The 16,153-nt window shown below is 41.2% G+C and carries 22 protein-coding genes; 13 read left to right on the top strand and 9 right to left on the bottom strand.

Features of this window, described 5'->3' with window-relative positions; translation table 11 throughout:
• Positions 1-146: 146 nt before the first annotated feature.
• Positions 147-905, bottom strand: coding sequence for a membrane protein insertase YidC (gene yidC / locus A8F95_RS18435; RefSeq protein WP_049661990.1), 759 nt, complete (start codon positions 903-905; stop codon positions 147-149).
• A gap of 234 nt (positions 906-1,139) precedes the next feature.
• Between yidC and bioB the strand changes: the two genes are divergently transcribed.
• Positions 1,140-2,141, top strand: a complete 1,002-nt coding sequence (bioB, locus tag A8F95_RS18440) for a biotin synthase BioB (RefSeq protein ID WP_065411882.1) — start codon at positions 1,140-1,142, stop codon at positions 2,139-2,141.
• Positions 2,142-2,294: 153 nt separating this feature from the next.
• Here the strand turns inward: bioB and A8F95_RS23105 are convergent, their stop codons facing one another.
• Both A8F95_RS23105 and A8F95_RS23110 read right to left on the bottom strand, forming a co-directional pair.
• Positions 2,295-2,612, bottom strand: coding sequence for an SF0329 family protein (locus A8F95_RS23105; RefSeq protein ID WP_245671439.1), 318 nt, complete (start codon positions 2,610-2,612; stop codon positions 2,295-2,297).
• Positions 2,605-2,847: a hypothetical protein gene (locus tag A8F95_RS23110; RefSeq protein ID WP_245671440.1), complete on the bottom strand. Its 243-nt coding sequence runs from the start codon at positions 2,845-2,847 to the stop codon at positions 2,605-2,607. The genes A8F95_RS23105 and A8F95_RS23110 overlap by 8 nt, the downstream gene beginning before the upstream one ends.
• A gap of 187 nt (positions 2,848-3,034) precedes the next feature.
• Between A8F95_RS23110 and A8F95_RS18450 the strand changes: the two genes are divergently transcribed.
• Both A8F95_RS18450 and A8F95_RS18455 read left to right on the top strand, forming a co-directional pair.
• Positions 3,035-3,439: a CidA/LrgA family protein gene (locus tag A8F95_RS18450; protein WP_065411883.1), complete on the top strand. Its 405-nt coding sequence runs from the start codon at positions 3,035-3,037 to the stop codon at positions 3,437-3,439.
• The gene (locus A8F95_RS18455; protein ID WP_425415023.1) at positions 3,417-4,100 is read left to right on the top strand and encodes an LrgB family protein; all 684 of its coding nucleotides are present in this window, start codon (positions 3,417-3,419) and stop codon (positions 4,098-4,100) included. Before A8F95_RS18450 ends, A8F95_RS18455 begins: the two co-directional genes overlap by 23 nt.
• A 40-nt stretch (positions 4,101-4,140) precedes the next feature.
• Here the strand turns inward: A8F95_RS18455 and A8F95_RS18460 are convergent, their stop codons facing one another.
• A complete protein-coding gene (locus tag A8F95_RS18460) occupies positions 4,141-5,496 on the bottom strand; it encodes a TrkH family potassium uptake protein (RefSeq protein WP_065411885.1) in 1,356 nt (451 codons plus the stop codon).
• A 232-nt stretch (positions 5,497-5,728) separates the two neighbouring features.
• Between A8F95_RS18460 and A8F95_RS18465 the strand changes: the two genes are divergently transcribed.
• A complete protein-coding gene (locus tag A8F95_RS18465) occupies positions 5,729-6,004 on the top strand; it encodes a YkvA family protein (protein ID WP_065411886.1) in 276 nt (91 codons plus the stop codon).
• Between the two features lie 41 nt (positions 6,005-6,045).
• Here the strand turns inward: A8F95_RS18465 and A8F95_RS18470 are convergent, their stop codons facing one another.
• Positions 6,046-7,218 carry an LL-diaminopimelate aminotransferase gene (locus tag A8F95_RS18470; protein ID WP_065411887.1) on the bottom strand — a complete coding sequence of 391 codons (1,173 nt, stop codon included), beginning with the start codon at positions 7,216-7,218 and terminating at the stop codon, positions 6,046-6,048.
• A gap of 184 nt (positions 7,219-7,402) precedes the next feature.
• On the opposite strand from A8F95_RS18470, the gene A8F95_RS18475 reads away from it, so the two are divergent.
• The 7 genes from A8F95_RS18475 (at position 7,403) to A8F95_RS18505 (ending at position 12,224) form a co-directional block, all read left to right on the top strand.
• Positions 7,403-8,833, top strand: coding sequence for a phospholipase D family protein (locus tag A8F95_RS18475; protein WP_065411888.1), 1,431 nt, complete (start codon positions 7,403-7,405; stop codon positions 8,831-8,833).
• Positions 8,834-8,939: 106 nt separating this feature from the next.
• On the top strand, positions 8,940-9,146 hold the full coding sequence (locus tag A8F95_RS18480) for a DUF1657 domain-containing protein (protein ID WP_049661999.1): 207 nt from the start codon (positions 8,940-8,942) through the stop codon (positions 9,144-9,146).
• Positions 9,147-9,202: 56 nt separating this feature from the next.
• Positions 9,203-10,207 (top strand): stage V sporulation protein AD, encoded by a 1,005-nt coding sequence (gene spoVAD, locus A8F95_RS18485; protein WP_049662000.1) that lies wholly within the window; start codon positions 9,203-9,205, stop codon positions 10,205-10,207.
• 12 nt (positions 10,208-10,219) lie between these two features.
• Entirely contained in the window at positions 10,220-10,426 is a 207-nt protein-coding gene (locus tag A8F95_RS18490) for a DUF1657 domain-containing protein (RefSeq protein ID WP_049662001.1), read from the top strand.
• Between the two features lie 14 nt (positions 10,427-10,440).
• Positions 10,441-11,301, top strand: coding sequence for a DUF421 domain-containing protein (locus tag A8F95_RS18495; protein ID WP_065411889.1), 861 nt, complete (start codon positions 10,441-10,443; stop codon positions 11,299-11,301).
• A gap of 154 nt (positions 11,302-11,455) precedes the next feature.
• Positions 11,456-11,815, top strand: a complete 360-nt coding sequence (locus A8F95_RS18500) for a replication termination protein (protein WP_049662002.1) — start codon at positions 11,456-11,458, stop codon at positions 11,813-11,815.
• A 34-nt stretch (positions 11,816-11,849) separates the two neighbouring features.
• A complete protein-coding gene (locus A8F95_RS18505) occupies positions 11,850-12,224 on the top strand; it encodes a PH domain-containing protein (protein ID WP_065411891.1) in 375 nt (124 codons plus the stop codon).
• Positions 12,225-12,425: 201 nt separating this feature from the next.
• Here A8F95_RS18505 and A8F95_RS21800 read toward each other — a convergent pair whose 3' ends face one another.
• From A8F95_RS21800 to A8F95_RS23425, 4 genes are all read right to left on the bottom strand, one after another.
• The gene (locus A8F95_RS21800) at positions 12,426-12,551 is read right to left on the bottom strand and encodes a YjcZ family sporulation protein (RefSeq protein ID WP_077247438.1); all 126 of its coding nucleotides are present in this window, start codon (positions 12,549-12,551) and stop codon (positions 12,426-12,428) included.
• Between the two features lie 215 nt (positions 12,552-12,766).
• Positions 12,767-13,072 carry a CotD family spore coat protein gene (locus tag A8F95_RS18510; protein WP_077247439.1) on the bottom strand — a complete coding sequence of 102 codons (306 nt, stop codon included), beginning with the start codon at positions 13,070-13,072 and terminating at the stop codon, positions 12,767-12,769.
• A 192-nt stretch (positions 13,073-13,264) separates the two neighbouring features.
• Positions 13,265-13,645: a hypothetical protein gene (locus A8F95_RS18515; RefSeq protein ID WP_065411892.1), complete on the bottom strand. Its 381-nt coding sequence runs from the start codon at positions 13,643-13,645 to the stop codon at positions 13,265-13,267.
• Positions 13,646-13,736: 91 nt separating this feature from the next.
• Positions 13,737-14,021, bottom strand: a complete 285-nt coding sequence (locus A8F95_RS23425; protein ID WP_065411893.1) for a hypothetical protein — start codon at positions 14,019-14,021, stop codon at positions 13,737-13,739.
• Positions 14,022-14,391: 370 nt separating this feature from the next.
• On the opposite strand from A8F95_RS23425, the gene A8F95_RS21805 reads away from it, so the two are divergent.
• Positions 14,392-14,535 carry a YrzI family small protein gene (locus tag A8F95_RS21805; protein WP_077247440.1) on the top strand — a complete coding sequence of 48 codons (144 nt, stop codon included), beginning with the start codon at positions 14,392-14,394 and terminating at the stop codon, positions 14,533-14,535.
• A 205-nt stretch (positions 14,536-14,740) separates the two neighbouring features.
• Positions 14,741-15,958: an MFS transporter gene (locus A8F95_RS18525; RefSeq protein ID WP_065411894.1), complete on the top strand. Its 1,218-nt coding sequence runs from the start codon at positions 14,741-14,743 to the stop codon at positions 15,956-15,958.
• Positions 15,959-16,153: the final 195 nt, after the last annotated feature.

A 16,153-nucleotide genomic window follows, 5' to 3' on the forward strand; every position in this document is an offset into this window, starting at 1 on the left:
CATGATCCGTCAAAAAGTTTCAGGATTCTATAAATTTTATCAAAAATATCATGGTTTTAGCTGTACCCTTACTATTAAAAAAAGAGCTGAAAAGTCAATTAAAAAGTAAAAAAACGAAACAGACCGAGGAAAGGTCTGTTTCGTTTTTATTTTCCTTCACTAGGTGTTTTGGAAGGATAGAGCTTTTTACTTAACCACGTTTGTCCGATTAGGAACAGGCCGCTCACTCCCCAGTACAGTGGAAGGGCTGCCGGTGCGGAAAAGGAAAATACAAGAATCATCACTGGTGAAAGCATGCCGACAATTTTCATTTGTTGTTGCTGCTGTTCCGGCATGTTCATGAGTGATACCCGGAATTGGATAAAGTACATAATGCCGGCGATGATTGCCATTCCGATATCTGGGTGGCCGAGTTTGAACCAGAGAAAGCCGGCATGACGAATATCGTCTGATGTTCGGATCGCATAATATAAGCCCATCCAGATTGGCATTTGCAAGAAGATCGGCAGACAGCCCATAGCGAACGGATTAATATTATGCTGTTGATAAAGAGCCATCATTTCCTGTTGGATTTTCCGCTGCTCTTCTGGATTTTTGGCTGCTTTTAACCGTTTTTGGATTTTATCCATTTCCGGTTTGACAACCTCCATCTTCTCTTTCATAGCTTGCTGTTTCTTCATTGTGTTCAGCATTAATGGCATTAAGATCAAGCGGACAGCAAGCGTAATAACAATAATAGCAAAACCATAGCTTCCGAGAAGCTCACCCAGCGAGTGAATCAATTCAACAAAAGGCCGGACGAGATAATCATGAAAGAAGTGTCCTTCCTCTTGGGCGGCCTGGCATCCGCTTAGAAAAAGGCTGGCGCCAAGCAACGAAGATAACAATATGGATGTTTTTTTCAATGGATAGTTCCCCCTATAAGCCATTCAGTGGCAATGAAACTGTTTCTATATAAAAACTAAAATGAGTATACCTTAAATTGCCTATCAGTTCAAATGATGTATATAGGGAGAAGGCTATTATTTTTAATCGCAGGGAATTGATTTTATGTAAACTTTTTATCATAAATAGTTGACTTAAAAAGCGCTTATCTTTTATCCTTAAAGAGGATGAAGATAAAAGAGGGGGAGAGAGCAATGACAAAGTGGCATCAATTAGCAGAGCAAGTGTTGGAGGGGAAAGAGTTAACGGATGAACAGGCGCTGGCCGTCTTGAATAGCCCGGATGAGGAGCTTCTCGATCTATTACAGGCTGCTTATAAAGTGAGAAGCCATTATTATGGCAATAAAGTAAAATTAAATATGATCATTAATACGAAATCGGGATTGTGTCCGGAAAACTGCGGTTATTGTTCCCAATCTATTCGTTCAACGGCGCCGATTGAAAAGTACAAAATGATGGACAAAGAATCTATCTTAGAAGGGGCCAAACGTGCGTATGAATTACAAGCCGGCACCTATTGCATCGTCGCAAGCGGACGCGGTCCAAGTAATAAAGAGGTAGAGCGTGTAACCGAAGCGGTAAAGGAAATTAAAGAGAAATATCAGTTAAAAGTATGTGCTTGCTTAGGACTATTAAAACCAGAACAAGCCGCTAAGCTGAAAGAAGCAGGGGTGGATCGCTATAATCACAACCTTAATACATCAGCTGGCCACCATGAACAAATTACAACAACTCATACATACGATGACAGGGTACAAACGGTGAACACAGTAAAGGAATCTGGTATTTCTCCTTGTTCAGGCGTCATTATTGGCATGAAAGAGCAAAAAGAGGATGTTGTATCCATGGCACGCAGCCTTCGTGTGCTTGATGCGGACTCGATTCCGGTGAACTTTTTGCATGCGATTGATGGTACGCCGCTTGAAGGAACAGATGAGTTAAATCCTCGTTACTGTTTAAAAGTGTTGTGTCTGTTTCGTTTTATTAATCCGGCAAAGGAAATCCGGATATCAGGCGGCCGGGAAGTAAATTTAGGATCACTCCAGCCACTGGGGCTTTATCCTGCGAACTCTATTTTTGTCGGAGATTACTTAACGACTGCTGGACAAGAAACAACAGCTGATCATAAAATGATTGAAGAAATGGGCTTTGAAGTAGAGTTTGCGTCTGCCCAAGAGGAACAGCCAGTTATATAAGATGAAACACCTCTGCTCGTATAGCTAAGCTATTCAGGACCAGGCAGTAACGTATAATGATCGTAATCCAACCGGCTATAAGAATCTAGTATACTGTGAAAAACGTTTGGAAAGTCCATCCAAGCGTTTTTCGCCGTGCATCTAGCTTTTTATTTAATTTAATAAAGAATGAGAAAGGGATAGGCCTTCTGCTTCATATCTGATTCGATAGAACGTTGTCACCAATGGATGAGTGTCCGGATCAAATTTCAAGTGTGTTAACCTTCTTTTACCTAGCCTTTTGTCAATCATCGCTAAAGCTTGGATCACGACATTATCAGAACGGATCGCTTCTTCAATTGAAAAATGAGGATACTGAACGAATGCATCGTACACATGTTCAACGTTAAAAATATTTCGTTGCTCTAAAATAAATATGGAATAATCCATGTCATGCACGTTTCCGGCAAATGCCGGAAAACATTCATACAAGCAGTCGGGAAACGGTTTGTTTGTTTTTTTGTCTTATTTCTTTCCAAAGCTTATCGTGCTCCATTAAAAACTGGGCCGACGAAGTTTGGAATACTTCTTTTTGATTGAAAGTGACCCAAATCCGCCTTTGTTCTCCAAGAACAGCATGATAACTCGTTGTATAGATGTTTAAGCGCTTTTTAAGCTTTTCGCATAATAGATGTTCGAGTAACGCTTTTGTTTTTGTCCAACGCATGTGATTTTTTACTCCTGTTATCTATTCATTTTGATTAGGCATTTCTGAGAGTGCTTCTACATAACCGAATTTCCTGCCAGAAGAAAGTTGTTTTACTTTTCCATCCAGCGTAGAACCGTCGTTTCATTTAATGTTACTATTATATATAAATAAACGATAACGATATAGCGGGGGAAAGGATGAATCTATGAGAAACGGTTGTCTGTTTATTGCGCAATTAGGTTTTTTGTGGCTGATTTACCAACTGGGCCAGCTCCTCTCAGAATCTTTTCATCTGCCGGTACCTGGCAATGTATTAGGGATGATCATTTTATTTTTATTATTATCTTTTAACATTGTAAAAATAAATTGGGTGGAAAAAGGGGCTTTATTTTTGAATAAGCATCTCTCTTTTTTCTTCGTGCCGATTGCTGTCGGGCTCATGACGTATACCTCTCTTTTAAAAGAAAGCGGCTTAGCTCTTGCTGTTATCTTATTTGGCAGCTCTATCATCGGGATGGCGCTCACAGGAGGAGTGTCTCAATTTTTATCAGCTAGACAAATTCAGAGAGAAAAAGGAGAGGATGCCGGTGAGCGTCGTCACTCTATTTAGTATTGTCTTAACTCTCGGAATTTACATGCTTGCCCGCGTCCTTGCCGTCCGTTTTCCATCACCGCTTACAACGCCTGTATTTTTAAGCACCGCCGCCATTATTTTTGTCTTAGTCGGCAGTGGGATCTCTTATGAAGAATATACACCCGCAAAAGAGATGATGACATATTTGCTTGGACCTGCCACAGTAGCACTTGCTGTTCCGCTTTATCGTAACCGGTATGTATTATGGCAAAAGGCTGTGCCCGCTTTCTTGGGGATGATAGCAGGAACTCTGGCCACTATCGCTTCCGCTGTCTGGCTGACGAAGGCGTTTCATTTAACGACAACGACAGCTGCTTCTGCCGCCGTGAAGTCCGTTACAACACCTGTAGCGATTGAAGTAGCTCGTATAATCGGCGGAGATCCAGCGCTCTCGGCTATCTTTGTAATGGTAGCGGGGATGTTTGGAGCGATGTTTGGGCCTTGGCTGTTAACGGCAATGAAAGTGACAGATCCTTTTTCACGCGGATTGTCGATGGGTACGACAGCTCATGGGATCGGAACAGCTCAAATCGTAAATGAAGGGAGTCTGCAAGGGGCTGTATCTGGCGCGGCTATGGGGTTTGCGGCTATTCTTACATCGGTTATCCTTCCATGGTTTTTTCCACTATTAAAGTAAAGAGACGCCGTTTTTAACCCGGCGTCTCTTCGGTGAAGAATTATCCAATTAGAATACGTTCCTTCGGAAAGTTATAACTGTCCTTAATTTCTTTTCCGCGAACAATAAAGAGCAAGGAGAAGACTCCAATTCTTCCGATGAACATTAACGTCATGAGCAATATCTTGGCGGAGGTGCTTAAATCACTTGTAATGCCAAGCGATGAACCGGTCGTTCCGAAAGCGGACGAGACTTCAAAGATGATTTTCACCGTGGGTAATGCCGGTTCTAAAAATGAAAGGAAAATAATTGAACCACCCCAAATGAAGAAACCTGTTGTGATGACCACGAAGGCGCGCTGCACGTCAACGGGGTGAACCTCTCTGTTGAAAATTTTAATCGTATTCTTTCCACGCGCATAAAAATAAACACTTAAAATGGCAATCGCAAAAGTCGTTGTCCTTAACCCGCCTCCCACACTGCTCGGCGAAGCCCCGATAAACATCAGGGTGGAGATAAGCAGCAAGGTAGCAGTTGAAAACTCATTTAAATCGACAGACGTTAACCCGGCACTGCGGGCGGCGATAGACTGAAAGGCAGAGTAGAAGAAAGACTCGTGCCATGTCTTATTTACGAAAAAGTGGTGGCGATCAAGTAAATAGATAAGCACTGTCCCGACTACGGCCAAGATGGCATACACAGTCGTTGTCAATTTTGTAAATAAGGAAAACTGAAATCTAACCGGTCCTCTGTAAGTTAAATAATCTTTAATTTCCACTAACACAGGAAAACCGATTGCCCCAAGCACAATCAAGATCATGTTAATAAATTGGACAAAGTAATCATTAGCAAAAACGATTAATGAGTTTCCGGTAATATCAAATCCACCGTTTGTTGTGGCGCTTATGGAAGCAAACACGCCATGTAAAAAAGCTTCTTGGACGGTTGGATAATATTGAAGAAAGTACGTGCTCAAAATAAGGGCACCGACCGCCTCGATTCCAAGAATTAATAAAAATATTTCAATCATCAGCCTAACAAGCCCCGCTAAATCTGTTCGGTTCTGATCGGCCATGATCAGTTGGCGTTCACGCATCCCAATCCGCTTTCCAAATAAAATCCAGATGATCGAACTCAATGTCATGATGCCTACGCCGCCCACCTGTAAAATACACAAAATAAAAAAATAGCCGACTGTATTGAATGTATCGACAATAGAAACAGGGGATAATCCTGTCACACTTAGCGCGCTGACCGCAACGAATGCAGCGTCTATAACAGAAATATCGATTCCGGGCTTATGAGCGATAGGCAGCAGCAATAAGCCGGTGGAAAACAATGCACCGGTTAAATACAGCATGACGATTAATTGAAAAGTGGATAACTTTAGTGCTTTTATTTTCCCAGGATCTTTCATAACATCTACCTCTCAATTTTCCCGATATAATCTCTATCCGGTTCTAGCTTCATGAAAACATATTCCCTATTATAGTAGAAAAGGACGCTAAATTAAAATCCTTTCGTGAAAAGAAAAAACTTCTTCTAAAATATAAATAATTATCGGGGAAATGATTTATTTTTCGACAAAAAATGAAACTAATGAAAAGAAAAAACGTATAAATAGACAGTCATAGAAAAGGAGGAAAGAGATGAAGAAAATTTGGAAACGGATAAAGTTCGTTTTTACGTTTAGACGGTCGATCCCATTCTTAAAAGATTTCTTTTTAAGCCGGGAAGTAGCGACCTTTAGCAAGGTTCTTTCCATCGGGCTAATCATCGGTTATTTTTTATTGCCGCTTGACTTGATCCCCGATTTCATTGCTGTCTTCGGCTTGATAGATGATCTGGCCATTTTTACGTTTGTTTTGCAGCAGATCGTTAACATGGCACCTGATTCACTAAAAGAGAAACATAAAATGATTTGAAAATAGCCCTATAGCTAAGATGGCAGCTATAGGGCTATTGATTAGGAAATGGTTGAAAACACAGTTTGTAATCTTCTTGCCGCTTTCAGCAATTCTTCTTCGGACTGAACGAGTGCGATGCGTACGTATCCTTCTCCGGAAGCGCCGAACGCTGCTCCAGGCACCATCACAACCCCAGCTTTTTCAATGCAATAAAAAGCAAACTCTTTAGAAGTCCAGCCCACCGGAATTTCAGCCCAAATAAACATGCCGCCTGATGGGCGATCCACATTCCAGCCGATCTGGCTCAATTCATTGACTAGCACGTCTCGGCGCTGCTGGAACACGTTTCGAACATGCTGGCCGATCTCTTCCGCATGATCAAATGCTGCAATAGCCGCCGCTTGAATCGGCGCGAACACCCCATAATCAAGGTTAGACTTTAATTGGGTAATAGCGGCGATGATCTCCTTGTTTCCAGCGATATAAGCAATACGAGCACCGGCAAGACTAAAGCTTTTAGAAAGTGAATTAATTTCGATGCCAACCTCTTTTGCCCCAGGAACGGCCAAAAAGCTGAGTGGCTTCTTATCATCAAAATAAAATTCCGAGTAAGCCGCATCGTGAAGTATAACAATCTCATGCTGCTTCGCAAAAGCAATGGCCTCTTTAAAAAACGCTTCATCTGCTTCACCAGCAACTGGATTACCGGGATAATTTAAAACCATGAGCTTCGCTTTGCTGGCAATTTCGTCTGGAATCGCTGTTAAGTCAGGAAGAAACCGATTTTCTTTCAGTAACGGCATATAAAAAGGTTCTGCTCCTGCTACCGCTAGGCCGGTTTCATAAGCGGTATATCCAGGGTCTGTGACAAGGACAATATCGCCGGGATCAGCGAACACGAGCGGTAAATGAACAAGACCTTCCTGAGAGCCCATAGCATGAACAAGTTCTAACTGTGGATCTAACGAGACACCATATACACGATCATAATAGCGGGCTGCCGCTTCATAAAAAGCTTTTGTGCCTGACAAAGTGTACCCGTATTGGGAAGGCTCTGCCGCATAAGCAGAGAGCTGTTGGCGGATGACCTCAGCCGGAGGAAGATCCGGACTGCCTAAACTTAAGTCGATGAGCTCTTTTCCTTCTGCTTCTTGCTTTGATTTGAACGCTTTTAACTCACTAAAAATGGATGGTCCGAATTTTTCCATCCGTTTTGCAAAATGAAACCCCAAGATGAACTCCCCCCTGTAGTATGAATCTATCTTTAGTTATTATTGTAGCATACGGACTGACAGATTAATTTAAATTTTCCCGCAACAGCAGATGACGGCTTAGCTGATAGAGCTGGGCTTGCTTGCCAGTTTCCTTTCTCCAGAAAGCGGGAATAGACCTCTAGGCAAGAGAGGGAGGAAAGTCATGGACAAAAAAATAACGAAGAAGCGGCTTCTTATCATCATTCTTTTAAGTGTTTATCTTATTACTATGCTGTTTCATGTGTACAAGCCGCTTCCAGAACATATATCATATGAAAGTCCAGTTTATCAAGTCGGAGCAGATCAGGTAGACTTTTACTATAACGTGTCTGGGAAAGTAGGCGAGGAGAAAGTTTTTACTGAACAAATATTTAAAAGAACACAAGAGATTATTGATGAAGCAGATCAATTTATCGTGTTGGATTTTTTCCTCTTTAATTCCTATCATGAAAAAAATAAAGAGTTCCCTAACATAACGGAAAAGATCACAGAAGCTCTTATAAAGAAGAAACAGGCTAATCCGCATATGGACATCATTCTTATTTCTGATGAGGTCAATACGTCCTATAATTCTCACAAGACCCCGGAATTCGAAGAAATGAAGAAGAATGGCATCAAAGTAATTGTAACGGACACTAAGACGCTGCGTGATTCCACGCCGATTTATAGTGCGGTCTGGCGCATGTTCTTTCAGTGGTTTGGAGATAAAGGAACAGGGTGGCTGCCAAATGGGCTTGCAGAAACGGCTCCAGATATGACAGTGCGTTCTTATTTAAAGCTGTTCAATATAAAAGCGAATCACCGAAAAACGATTGCCACAGAGAAAACAACACTCGTTACGTCAAGTAATCCTCATGATGAGAGCGCTTATTTTGCCAATACGGCTTACGAAGTGAAGGGCGCATTAATGAACGATTTGCTCGTCTCGGAAAAAGCGGCTGCTGATACGCGTCGGAACATTCCTTTCCCACAGCCAGTTCATCAGAAGACAGGAAAAGGCGAAATAAAGGTTCAATTATTAACAGAAGGCAAAATTGCTAAAGCAGTAAAGCAGGAAATAACAAAGGCTAAAAAAGGGGAAGAAATCTGGCTGGCGATGTTTTACTTAGCTGATCGTGATATAGTGGATGCCTTGACGGACGCGGCGAACAGAGGAGTGAAGGTGAACATGATTTTAGATACAAACAAAAACTCATTCGGCAAGAAGAAAACAGGATTGCCGAATATTCCGATGAGCGAAGAGTTAAGGGAGGATTCGCACGGAAAGATCCATATCCGCTGGTTTGCTCCAGAACCTGAACAATTCCATACGAAAATGATCTATATAAAGAAAAAGAACAGCGGTACAATTATTAGCGGTTCGGCTAACTACACATCAAGAAATTTAAATAATTTCAATTTAGAAACAGATGTAAAAATAACGGGGCCTCGTTCAGCTAAGGCCATAAAAGAAACAGAGCGTTATTTTGAACGATTATGGCAGAACGAAGGAGCAGAATATACGACGAACTATGAAGAGCATTATGAAAAAACAGCAGGAATCAAAAGAGTGATTTACACCATCCAAAAACTCTTGCATTTAACGACTTATTAAAAAGCATGCCGATCAGCATGCTTTTTTTCTTGAAAAAATTGTTAAAATATTTTTTTTGAAAACAACCATGATAATAAGAGACTTTATTAACAGGGAGGAATATAACATGACAGTTATCAGCGATTTGAAAAAAACAATGGCAGGGTTAAAAAGCGCACAGGCAAGCTTAGAAGGATTTGCTTTAGCGACTCAGAACCAACAGGCTAAACAGTTGTTTCAAACAGCAGCTCAACAAACACAGGCGGTCGTTGATGCGCTTCAGCCGCGTGTAACGGAAGTAGAAAACGAAGAACCGCAATACAAAAATATTTAATAAATAACAAATTGTGCAAAGTTCACAAATAGAATAGAGATACTGGAGGTGAAAGTGTGGAAAAACAACGAACATGGGTTTTTGAAAACAAACCGGTTATTATCTCTACTGGAGTAGTCGGAGGCCCATTTGAAAGCAACGGACAGCTAGCTGATGATTTCGATGTTTTGCATGATGATCTGTGGATAGGACAAGAAACCTATGAAAAAGCCCATAGAAAGCTGATGGAAGAAGCCACTATGCGAGCTGTTGAAAAGGCAAGGTTAAAAAAACAGGACATTGAATATTTCTTCGCTGGGGATTTAATTAATCAAATTACTCCGACAAGCTTTACCGCCCGAACGCTTGCAGTACCGTATCTCGGGTTGTTTGGTGCTTGTTCCACTTCAATGGAAGGGCTAGCGCTTAGTTCGCTTTTAATTGACAGTAAGAAGGCGAATTTCGTTTTAACCGGCGCCTCCAGCCACAATGCTGCTGTTGAAAAGCAATTCCGATATCCGACTGAATATGGAGGACAAAAACCGCCAACGGCTCAATGGACGGTCACAGGTGCCGGGGCAGCGATTGTAGCTCAGCAAGGCGAAGGCCCCTATATTTTATCTGCGACGATTGGAAGAGTGATTGATATGGGGCTGACGGATCCGTTTAATATGGGGGGAGCGATGGCGCCAGCTGCGGTTGATACGATTATTGACCATTTAATTTCCTTAAATCTTGATCCTTCCTATTATGATTTAATTGTCACAGGTGATCTCGGGTCGATTGGCCGAAATATTGCACTCGAGCTTTTAAAGAAAAGGGGTATCGGAATAAGCGATAGTCAGTTTCAAGACTGCGGTTTGATGATTTATAAAGACAGCCAGCCAGTTTTTGCAGGGGCGAGCGGCGCCGGCTGTTCAGCTGTTGTAGGATACGGCCATTTATTAAACCGTCTTAAAAAAGGAGAATTGAAAAGAATCTTGCTAGTGGCGACCGGAGCCTTATTGTCCCCGCTTTCCTTTCAGCAGCAGGAATCTATTCCTTGTATCGCTCATGCTGTGGCGATTGAATCCAATCAGTAAAGGGAGAGAGCTATGACCGTTGCATCGGATGTCAAAACATGTACAGCTGGATTAAAGCAGGCAGAGGCTGTTTTCTCTAGGCTTGCTTTACTATCAAGCGACCCGGAAGCGAAGCGGCTATTTCACGAAAGTATGCTGACGATGCAGGAAATTATCGAACGAATGAACAATAGGATTTTCGAGCTGGAAAATGAAGAACCACAATATAGAGGGTCTTAGTCAGAGGTGATCAAGTGACTCAGTGGCTAGAAGTAACGATTCGGTCTGTGTCCTTTTTGACTATTTTATTTATCATTACGAAAGTCATCGGCAAACGGCAAATTGCTCAATTATCTTTTTTTGAATATATCGCCGGCATTACGATCGGCAGTATTGTCGCTGAAGCTTCTTTAGCGAGGGAGCGTTCCATCGCGGATGCTCTGATAGCCATTGCAGTCTGGGGATTTATCCCTTGGTTAGCTGACTACATTGCGATGAAGAGCAAGTCGGCTCGGAGGACAATAGAAGGACAAAGCACGGTATTTATTAAAGATGGGAAAATTCTTGAGGACAATTTAAAGAAAGAGAAGTATACGACGGATGAACTGCTTGCGCTATTGCGAAAAAAAGGTATTTTTTCCCTTGCTGATGTGGAGTATGCCGTTTTAGAACAAGACGGCAGCTTAAATGCTCTTTTGAAAAAAGATAAACGCCCATTAACTAGAAGCGACTTGCAAATGCTGCCGATAAACGAGAAAGAGCCTTACACGATTATCATGGACGGTCGTTTGTTGGTAGACTCTCTTTCTAAGAGTGGGAAAACAAAAGAATGGTTAAATGGAGAATTAGAAGCAGCAGGAGTCACGATAGAAAATGTGTTTTTAGGGCAGGTCAACTCCTATGGGGAACTGTACCTTGATCTATTTAATGATCAGCTCCAGCCGCCTTTTCCACAGGAACGTCCTTTACTATTGGCAAATTTAAAAAAGTTTGCGGCGGATATGGAGGCTTTTGCTTTAGCGACAGACTGCAAAAAAACGAAAAAAATGTATGAACAAAACGCAGCAGATATTCAAAAATTGATTCAACAGACGAAGCCTTATTTATCGAATTAAAGGTTATTTTTTAGAGCCTGTAATTCGATTTTTTGTTATTTCATTGTGTGCAAAATTCAAAAAATGAATAATTATTGGTTCTTAAAGCATAAGTCTGCTAAAATAAAGGCAATTCAGTAATAAAAGTAAATGAGAAGGCAAAGGAGTGAAGAGATTGCCAAGAGGTGAAGGGAAGTTCCTAATTAAGCAAAGAGCCTTTTTAAAGCTTTTTATGATTCGATTTGTAGAAGAAAATAAGCTATATGGAATGCAGGCAATGGACGAATTGAAAATGACGTTTAAGCAGTTCGGCTATGAACCAAACCATTCAGAGATTTACAGATCTCTTCATGAACTGATTGATGACGGTATTTTAAAAAGACAAAAGAAATTGCAGGAAGGTGCAAAATATAAAGAAGTCGTGATTTATCAATTTGCTGACTATGAAAAAGCGAAGCTCTATAAAAAACAAGTAAAAACCGATCTTGACCGCAGCATGGGGTTGTTAAGGAAAGCATTGGAGGACGTTTATTAACAATCAAGAGCAGCAGAGAGAAAAGAGGGATACCATGGGATTATTTGATGGGTTAATCGGGAATGCGACAGAAGCGGATATTGAGAAAGTTGAAAAAACACTTGAGAAAATTCTTTTTGATGGTGAACAAATTGAAAAGGCTTTTCAAATTTTAAGAGACTTGATTGTGTTTAGCAATAGACGCTTAATTATCATTGACAAACAGGGTGTGACAGGAAAGAGAATCGAATATCATTCTATCCCTTATCGCAGCATTACTCATTTCAGCGTACAGACGGCTGGCACCTTTGATTTGGAAGCAGAGCTGCTCATTTGGATAGCCGGTACAGAAAATCCAATCGCTAAGCAGTTTAGAAAAGATGACAGCATATTTGATGTACAAAAAACGCTTGCTGCTTATGTATTGTAAATCACGGATATATAAGTAAAGAAAAGGGGGAACTTCTTTGGAAAGCTCCCCAGCATATTTTTCATTTCCTATTTATGTTATGTGTATAGCTGCGTAGCAAATACTTGTTTTTATGAATAGGAAAAGAATTGTAGATTTTCATTGTCAAGATATATTGAGGTGCCTAGTTAATGAGAGAGACGGACAAGAAGTGGACGGCCACTAGCAGCCATAACCGCCATAGCCGCCAACAAAGCAAGCACCGATGATAATTAAGAGAATGAACAATACGACAATCAAAGCAAACGTACTACCATATCCGTATCCTCCATAGCATCCATAGCCCATATTATTTTCACCTCCTAATCAAAGGAACAATATATCATATGAAAAGTTTCCAAGAAGGGTTAGATAAATGTACCAGGGGAAAAGCCCAATAAATCGGGATTTTCTTTGAAACATCATCGTTTCCTTATTTTCATGTGAAGAAAGGACTGCCAGGCGCGCATTCCTGGCAAGAGCCATTATATTTCAGAGAGAAATTCTCAAATTATCCAAATGTTTTAAAATCCAAAAGGTCCTGGGGGACAACAAGGGTTAACTGGCATTCCACACATCATATGCTGCTCACAGCACTCATTTACAACAGATTCAGTATGCGGAAAATAATGTTCATGGTTAATCATGTGCTTGTTAACGGTTGTAGTATGAGAAGGATGAATGTGTGGCACGACCGTATTGATTACATTAGTTTTGACAAATTGTTGTGTTGGTGATACCAACGGCGGATCATACTGAGCAGGAAATGCTTGCGGCGGACAAAGATGCGGAGGGCATGCTCCGTAGCCACCCCAACGTCTATTAAACATTTCAGCGACCTCCTTTTGTTATAGTGTATGACACTAATAGTGTATGGCAATCGAACAGTTATGTACGGGTTGTATACCCATTTATTTCAAAAAAAGCTAGATATAAGCCTCTGCGGTTAAATCAAAGCGAAAGAGAGGGCAGATTGTTGCCCTCTCTTCGTTCTGGTGTCTAAATGAAACGTATATCCATAATTAATTTTTATGATGTTTCTTATGGTGCTTTTTATGATGATGTGGCTTATGGTGCATAGGATAAGGCATCATCGGCGGCTGTGTAATAAGGACAGCCTGCTGTTGAGTAACATGCGGATATTCCATGTAATGATGGTAATGATGATGATGGTGGTGATGGTGATGAGGGTAACTTTCCATTCCACCCATTGGCATCATTTGAGTGTATTCAGGATACATCATAGGCATTGTCATAGGCATAGGCATAGGCTCATTGCAATGAGGCATGCAATCTCTCATATCAGGAACCGCATATGGATCTTGCCACATGTTATACTCTTGTTCTATGTGTTCATCTTGTCTTGCACTTTGGTCTTGCCACATATCTTGATCTTGATTCATATCTGCCACCCACTCTTTCGTTTTTTAAACCCCAGCTTTTATATACTGCTAGCGTCTTTTATGCATTTTTCACTTTTTATGCAGAAAAAAACTAATATCCACCATATGGACCGTATCCGCCATATCCGCCATATCCACCATATGGACCGTATCCGCCGTATCCACCAAATCCGCCATATCCTCCATAGCCATACGGATTAAACAGTGCGCTGCCTAATAATCCACCTGCTAAGCCTCCCAAAAATGGACCTCCAAATCCCCCAAACCCGCCATAAAATGGTCGCCTGTATCCACCATAAAACGGCCTGCCAAATCCTCCGTAAAATGGTCTTCTAAACCCACCATAGAAAGGTCTGAATCGCTGATCTGTGTTCATTTTCCCACCTTCTTTCTTAAAAACTACTATCAATTGCATGCTATGTTTATGACCTGGAAAAGGAGCTTGTTTTTTAGCGGAATGGGTGATGGCCCATCATCTATCTAAAAACCAAGGTGTACAAGAAAGCTTCTTAGAGAGGGGTGATTTCAGGTTTCTTTCACTCTTTATGAGAGGAAAGAGGTGCCAAAAAATCAAGGTTCTTTCATAAATTTCAAAAAAATCTTGTTTTTTAACTTTTATTATGGATATAATTAACAACGTAGATTTAATGTGTTTATCAGCCGCGCGTTCATGAACTGGTCAGCTTTCACATTAACTTCCAAGAGGCAGGAGCATAACGATGCTTTTTGAAGGGAGGTGAGACCAGATGACGATCAATTTAATATTTGTCATTATCACCATTAAAAGACGCAAAAAAAGTGTGGAAGATTATTTTCATGACGAGCGTGTTGAACAAATGTATGAACAAATGAAAATGAAACAACAAGAAAATGCGAGAAACCTGTTTTAAAAAAATGACGAATCGGAAGGAGAATGCATGATGATTTTCTTATTGCCAGCTCAAGTTAAATTATTGAATTCACTATTTGTTTTGAAGGACTCTGCCTAGCAAAGCTGACCAGAAATAAAGCAGCGCACTAATCGCTGATTCGCCCCCGCTATGTAATTTTTGCGGGGGTTTTTTACATACTACTTTTTGAATAGGAATGATACAAATGCCGAATACAGCACAGCAAACAAGTATGCCCAAGGCAACCGCTTATAGTATCTTGTTTGCTATTAGCGCAGGACACTTTATTAATGATTCTATCCAATCCGTTGTGCCTGCCATGTTTCCCATTATTAAGAGTTCTCTTGATTTGTCTTATGCACAGCTAGGGTGGATTGCCTTCGTGCTAAATATGACATCTTCTGTTATGCAGCCGGTTTTCGGGGCAGCAGCAGACCGGAAACCACAGCCGTATTTGCTGCCGATCGGAATGCTGTTATCTATGTTAGGGGTAATTGTTTTTGGGCTGTCACCTAACTTCTACTTTTTGTTATTCGCTGTTTTGTTTATTGGTTTAGGGTCTGCTGTCTTTCACCCGGAAGGTTCACGGGTTGCGTTTATGGCAGCCGGAAGCAAACGGGGGCTCGCCCAGTCTATTTATCAAATGGGAGGGAACGGCGGGCAATCCCTGGCCCCGATCTTTACTGCTTTTATCTTCGTGCCGCTTGGCCAAAAAGGCGCATTGCTGTTTGCAGTCATTACAGCAGGTGGAGCGATCTTATTGACAAAGGTGTCTGCCTGGTATAAACGAATGCTAGCCTTTCAATCGGCAAGAAAGAATAGACAGGGTGCGATCAGTCAAAGCAAATTATCTTCTTCTGTAAAATGGGCAATGGTTCTGCTGATCTTTTTTGTTTTTGCCCGTTCTTGGTATGCAGCGGCTATTACAAACTTTTATCAGTTTTATTTAATTCAAGATTACGGTCTATCTGTTAAGCAAGCCCAGTTATACGTATTCGTCTATTTAGCTGCTGGTGTGGCGGGAACGTTTTTCGGTGGTCCGCTTGCTGATCGGTTTGGCCGTAAGAATCTGCTCGTTTTCTCCATGTTAGGGGCGGCACCGCTTGCAGTTATTCTTCCTTACGTGCCGCTCGCTGCCGTTTTGCCGCTCTTTTTATTAATTGGTTTTATCTTGCTGTCAAGCTTTAGTGTAGCCGTTGTATATGCACAGGAGCTGCTTCCAAACAAAATCGGGATGGCTTCCGGCTTAATCGTTGGGTTGGCTTTTGGCATGGGAGCCATTGGTGCGGTTGTTTTTGGGGTTTTGGCAGATAGCTTTAGTATAAAATTTGTGATGATTCTTTCAAGTTTGCTTCCTATTCTCGGCATCAGTGCTCTTTGGCTCCCAGGAGACAAGAAGCTGCAGAAAATGCAGGGAAAATAGGAATGAGCGTGTAGACAGCCTGTATTTTAATATCATTAGCCTAATTTTAAGGACCGTTTTATAGATTGCTTATTACATAGCAGCTATAAGGCGGCTTTTTAATTATAATTATATAGAGACAAATCAAACCGAAAAAATTTTTATCTTCATAGACTCATAGTGTTGCTTGTAGAAGGAAGGTGATAGAGCAGAATT

This window comes from Pseudobacillus wudalianchiensis (assembly GCF_001685015.1).
In the GTDB taxonomy this organism is placed as follows: Bacteria; Bacillota; Bacilli; order Bacillales; family Domibacillaceae; genus Pseudobacillus; species Pseudobacillus wudalianchiensis.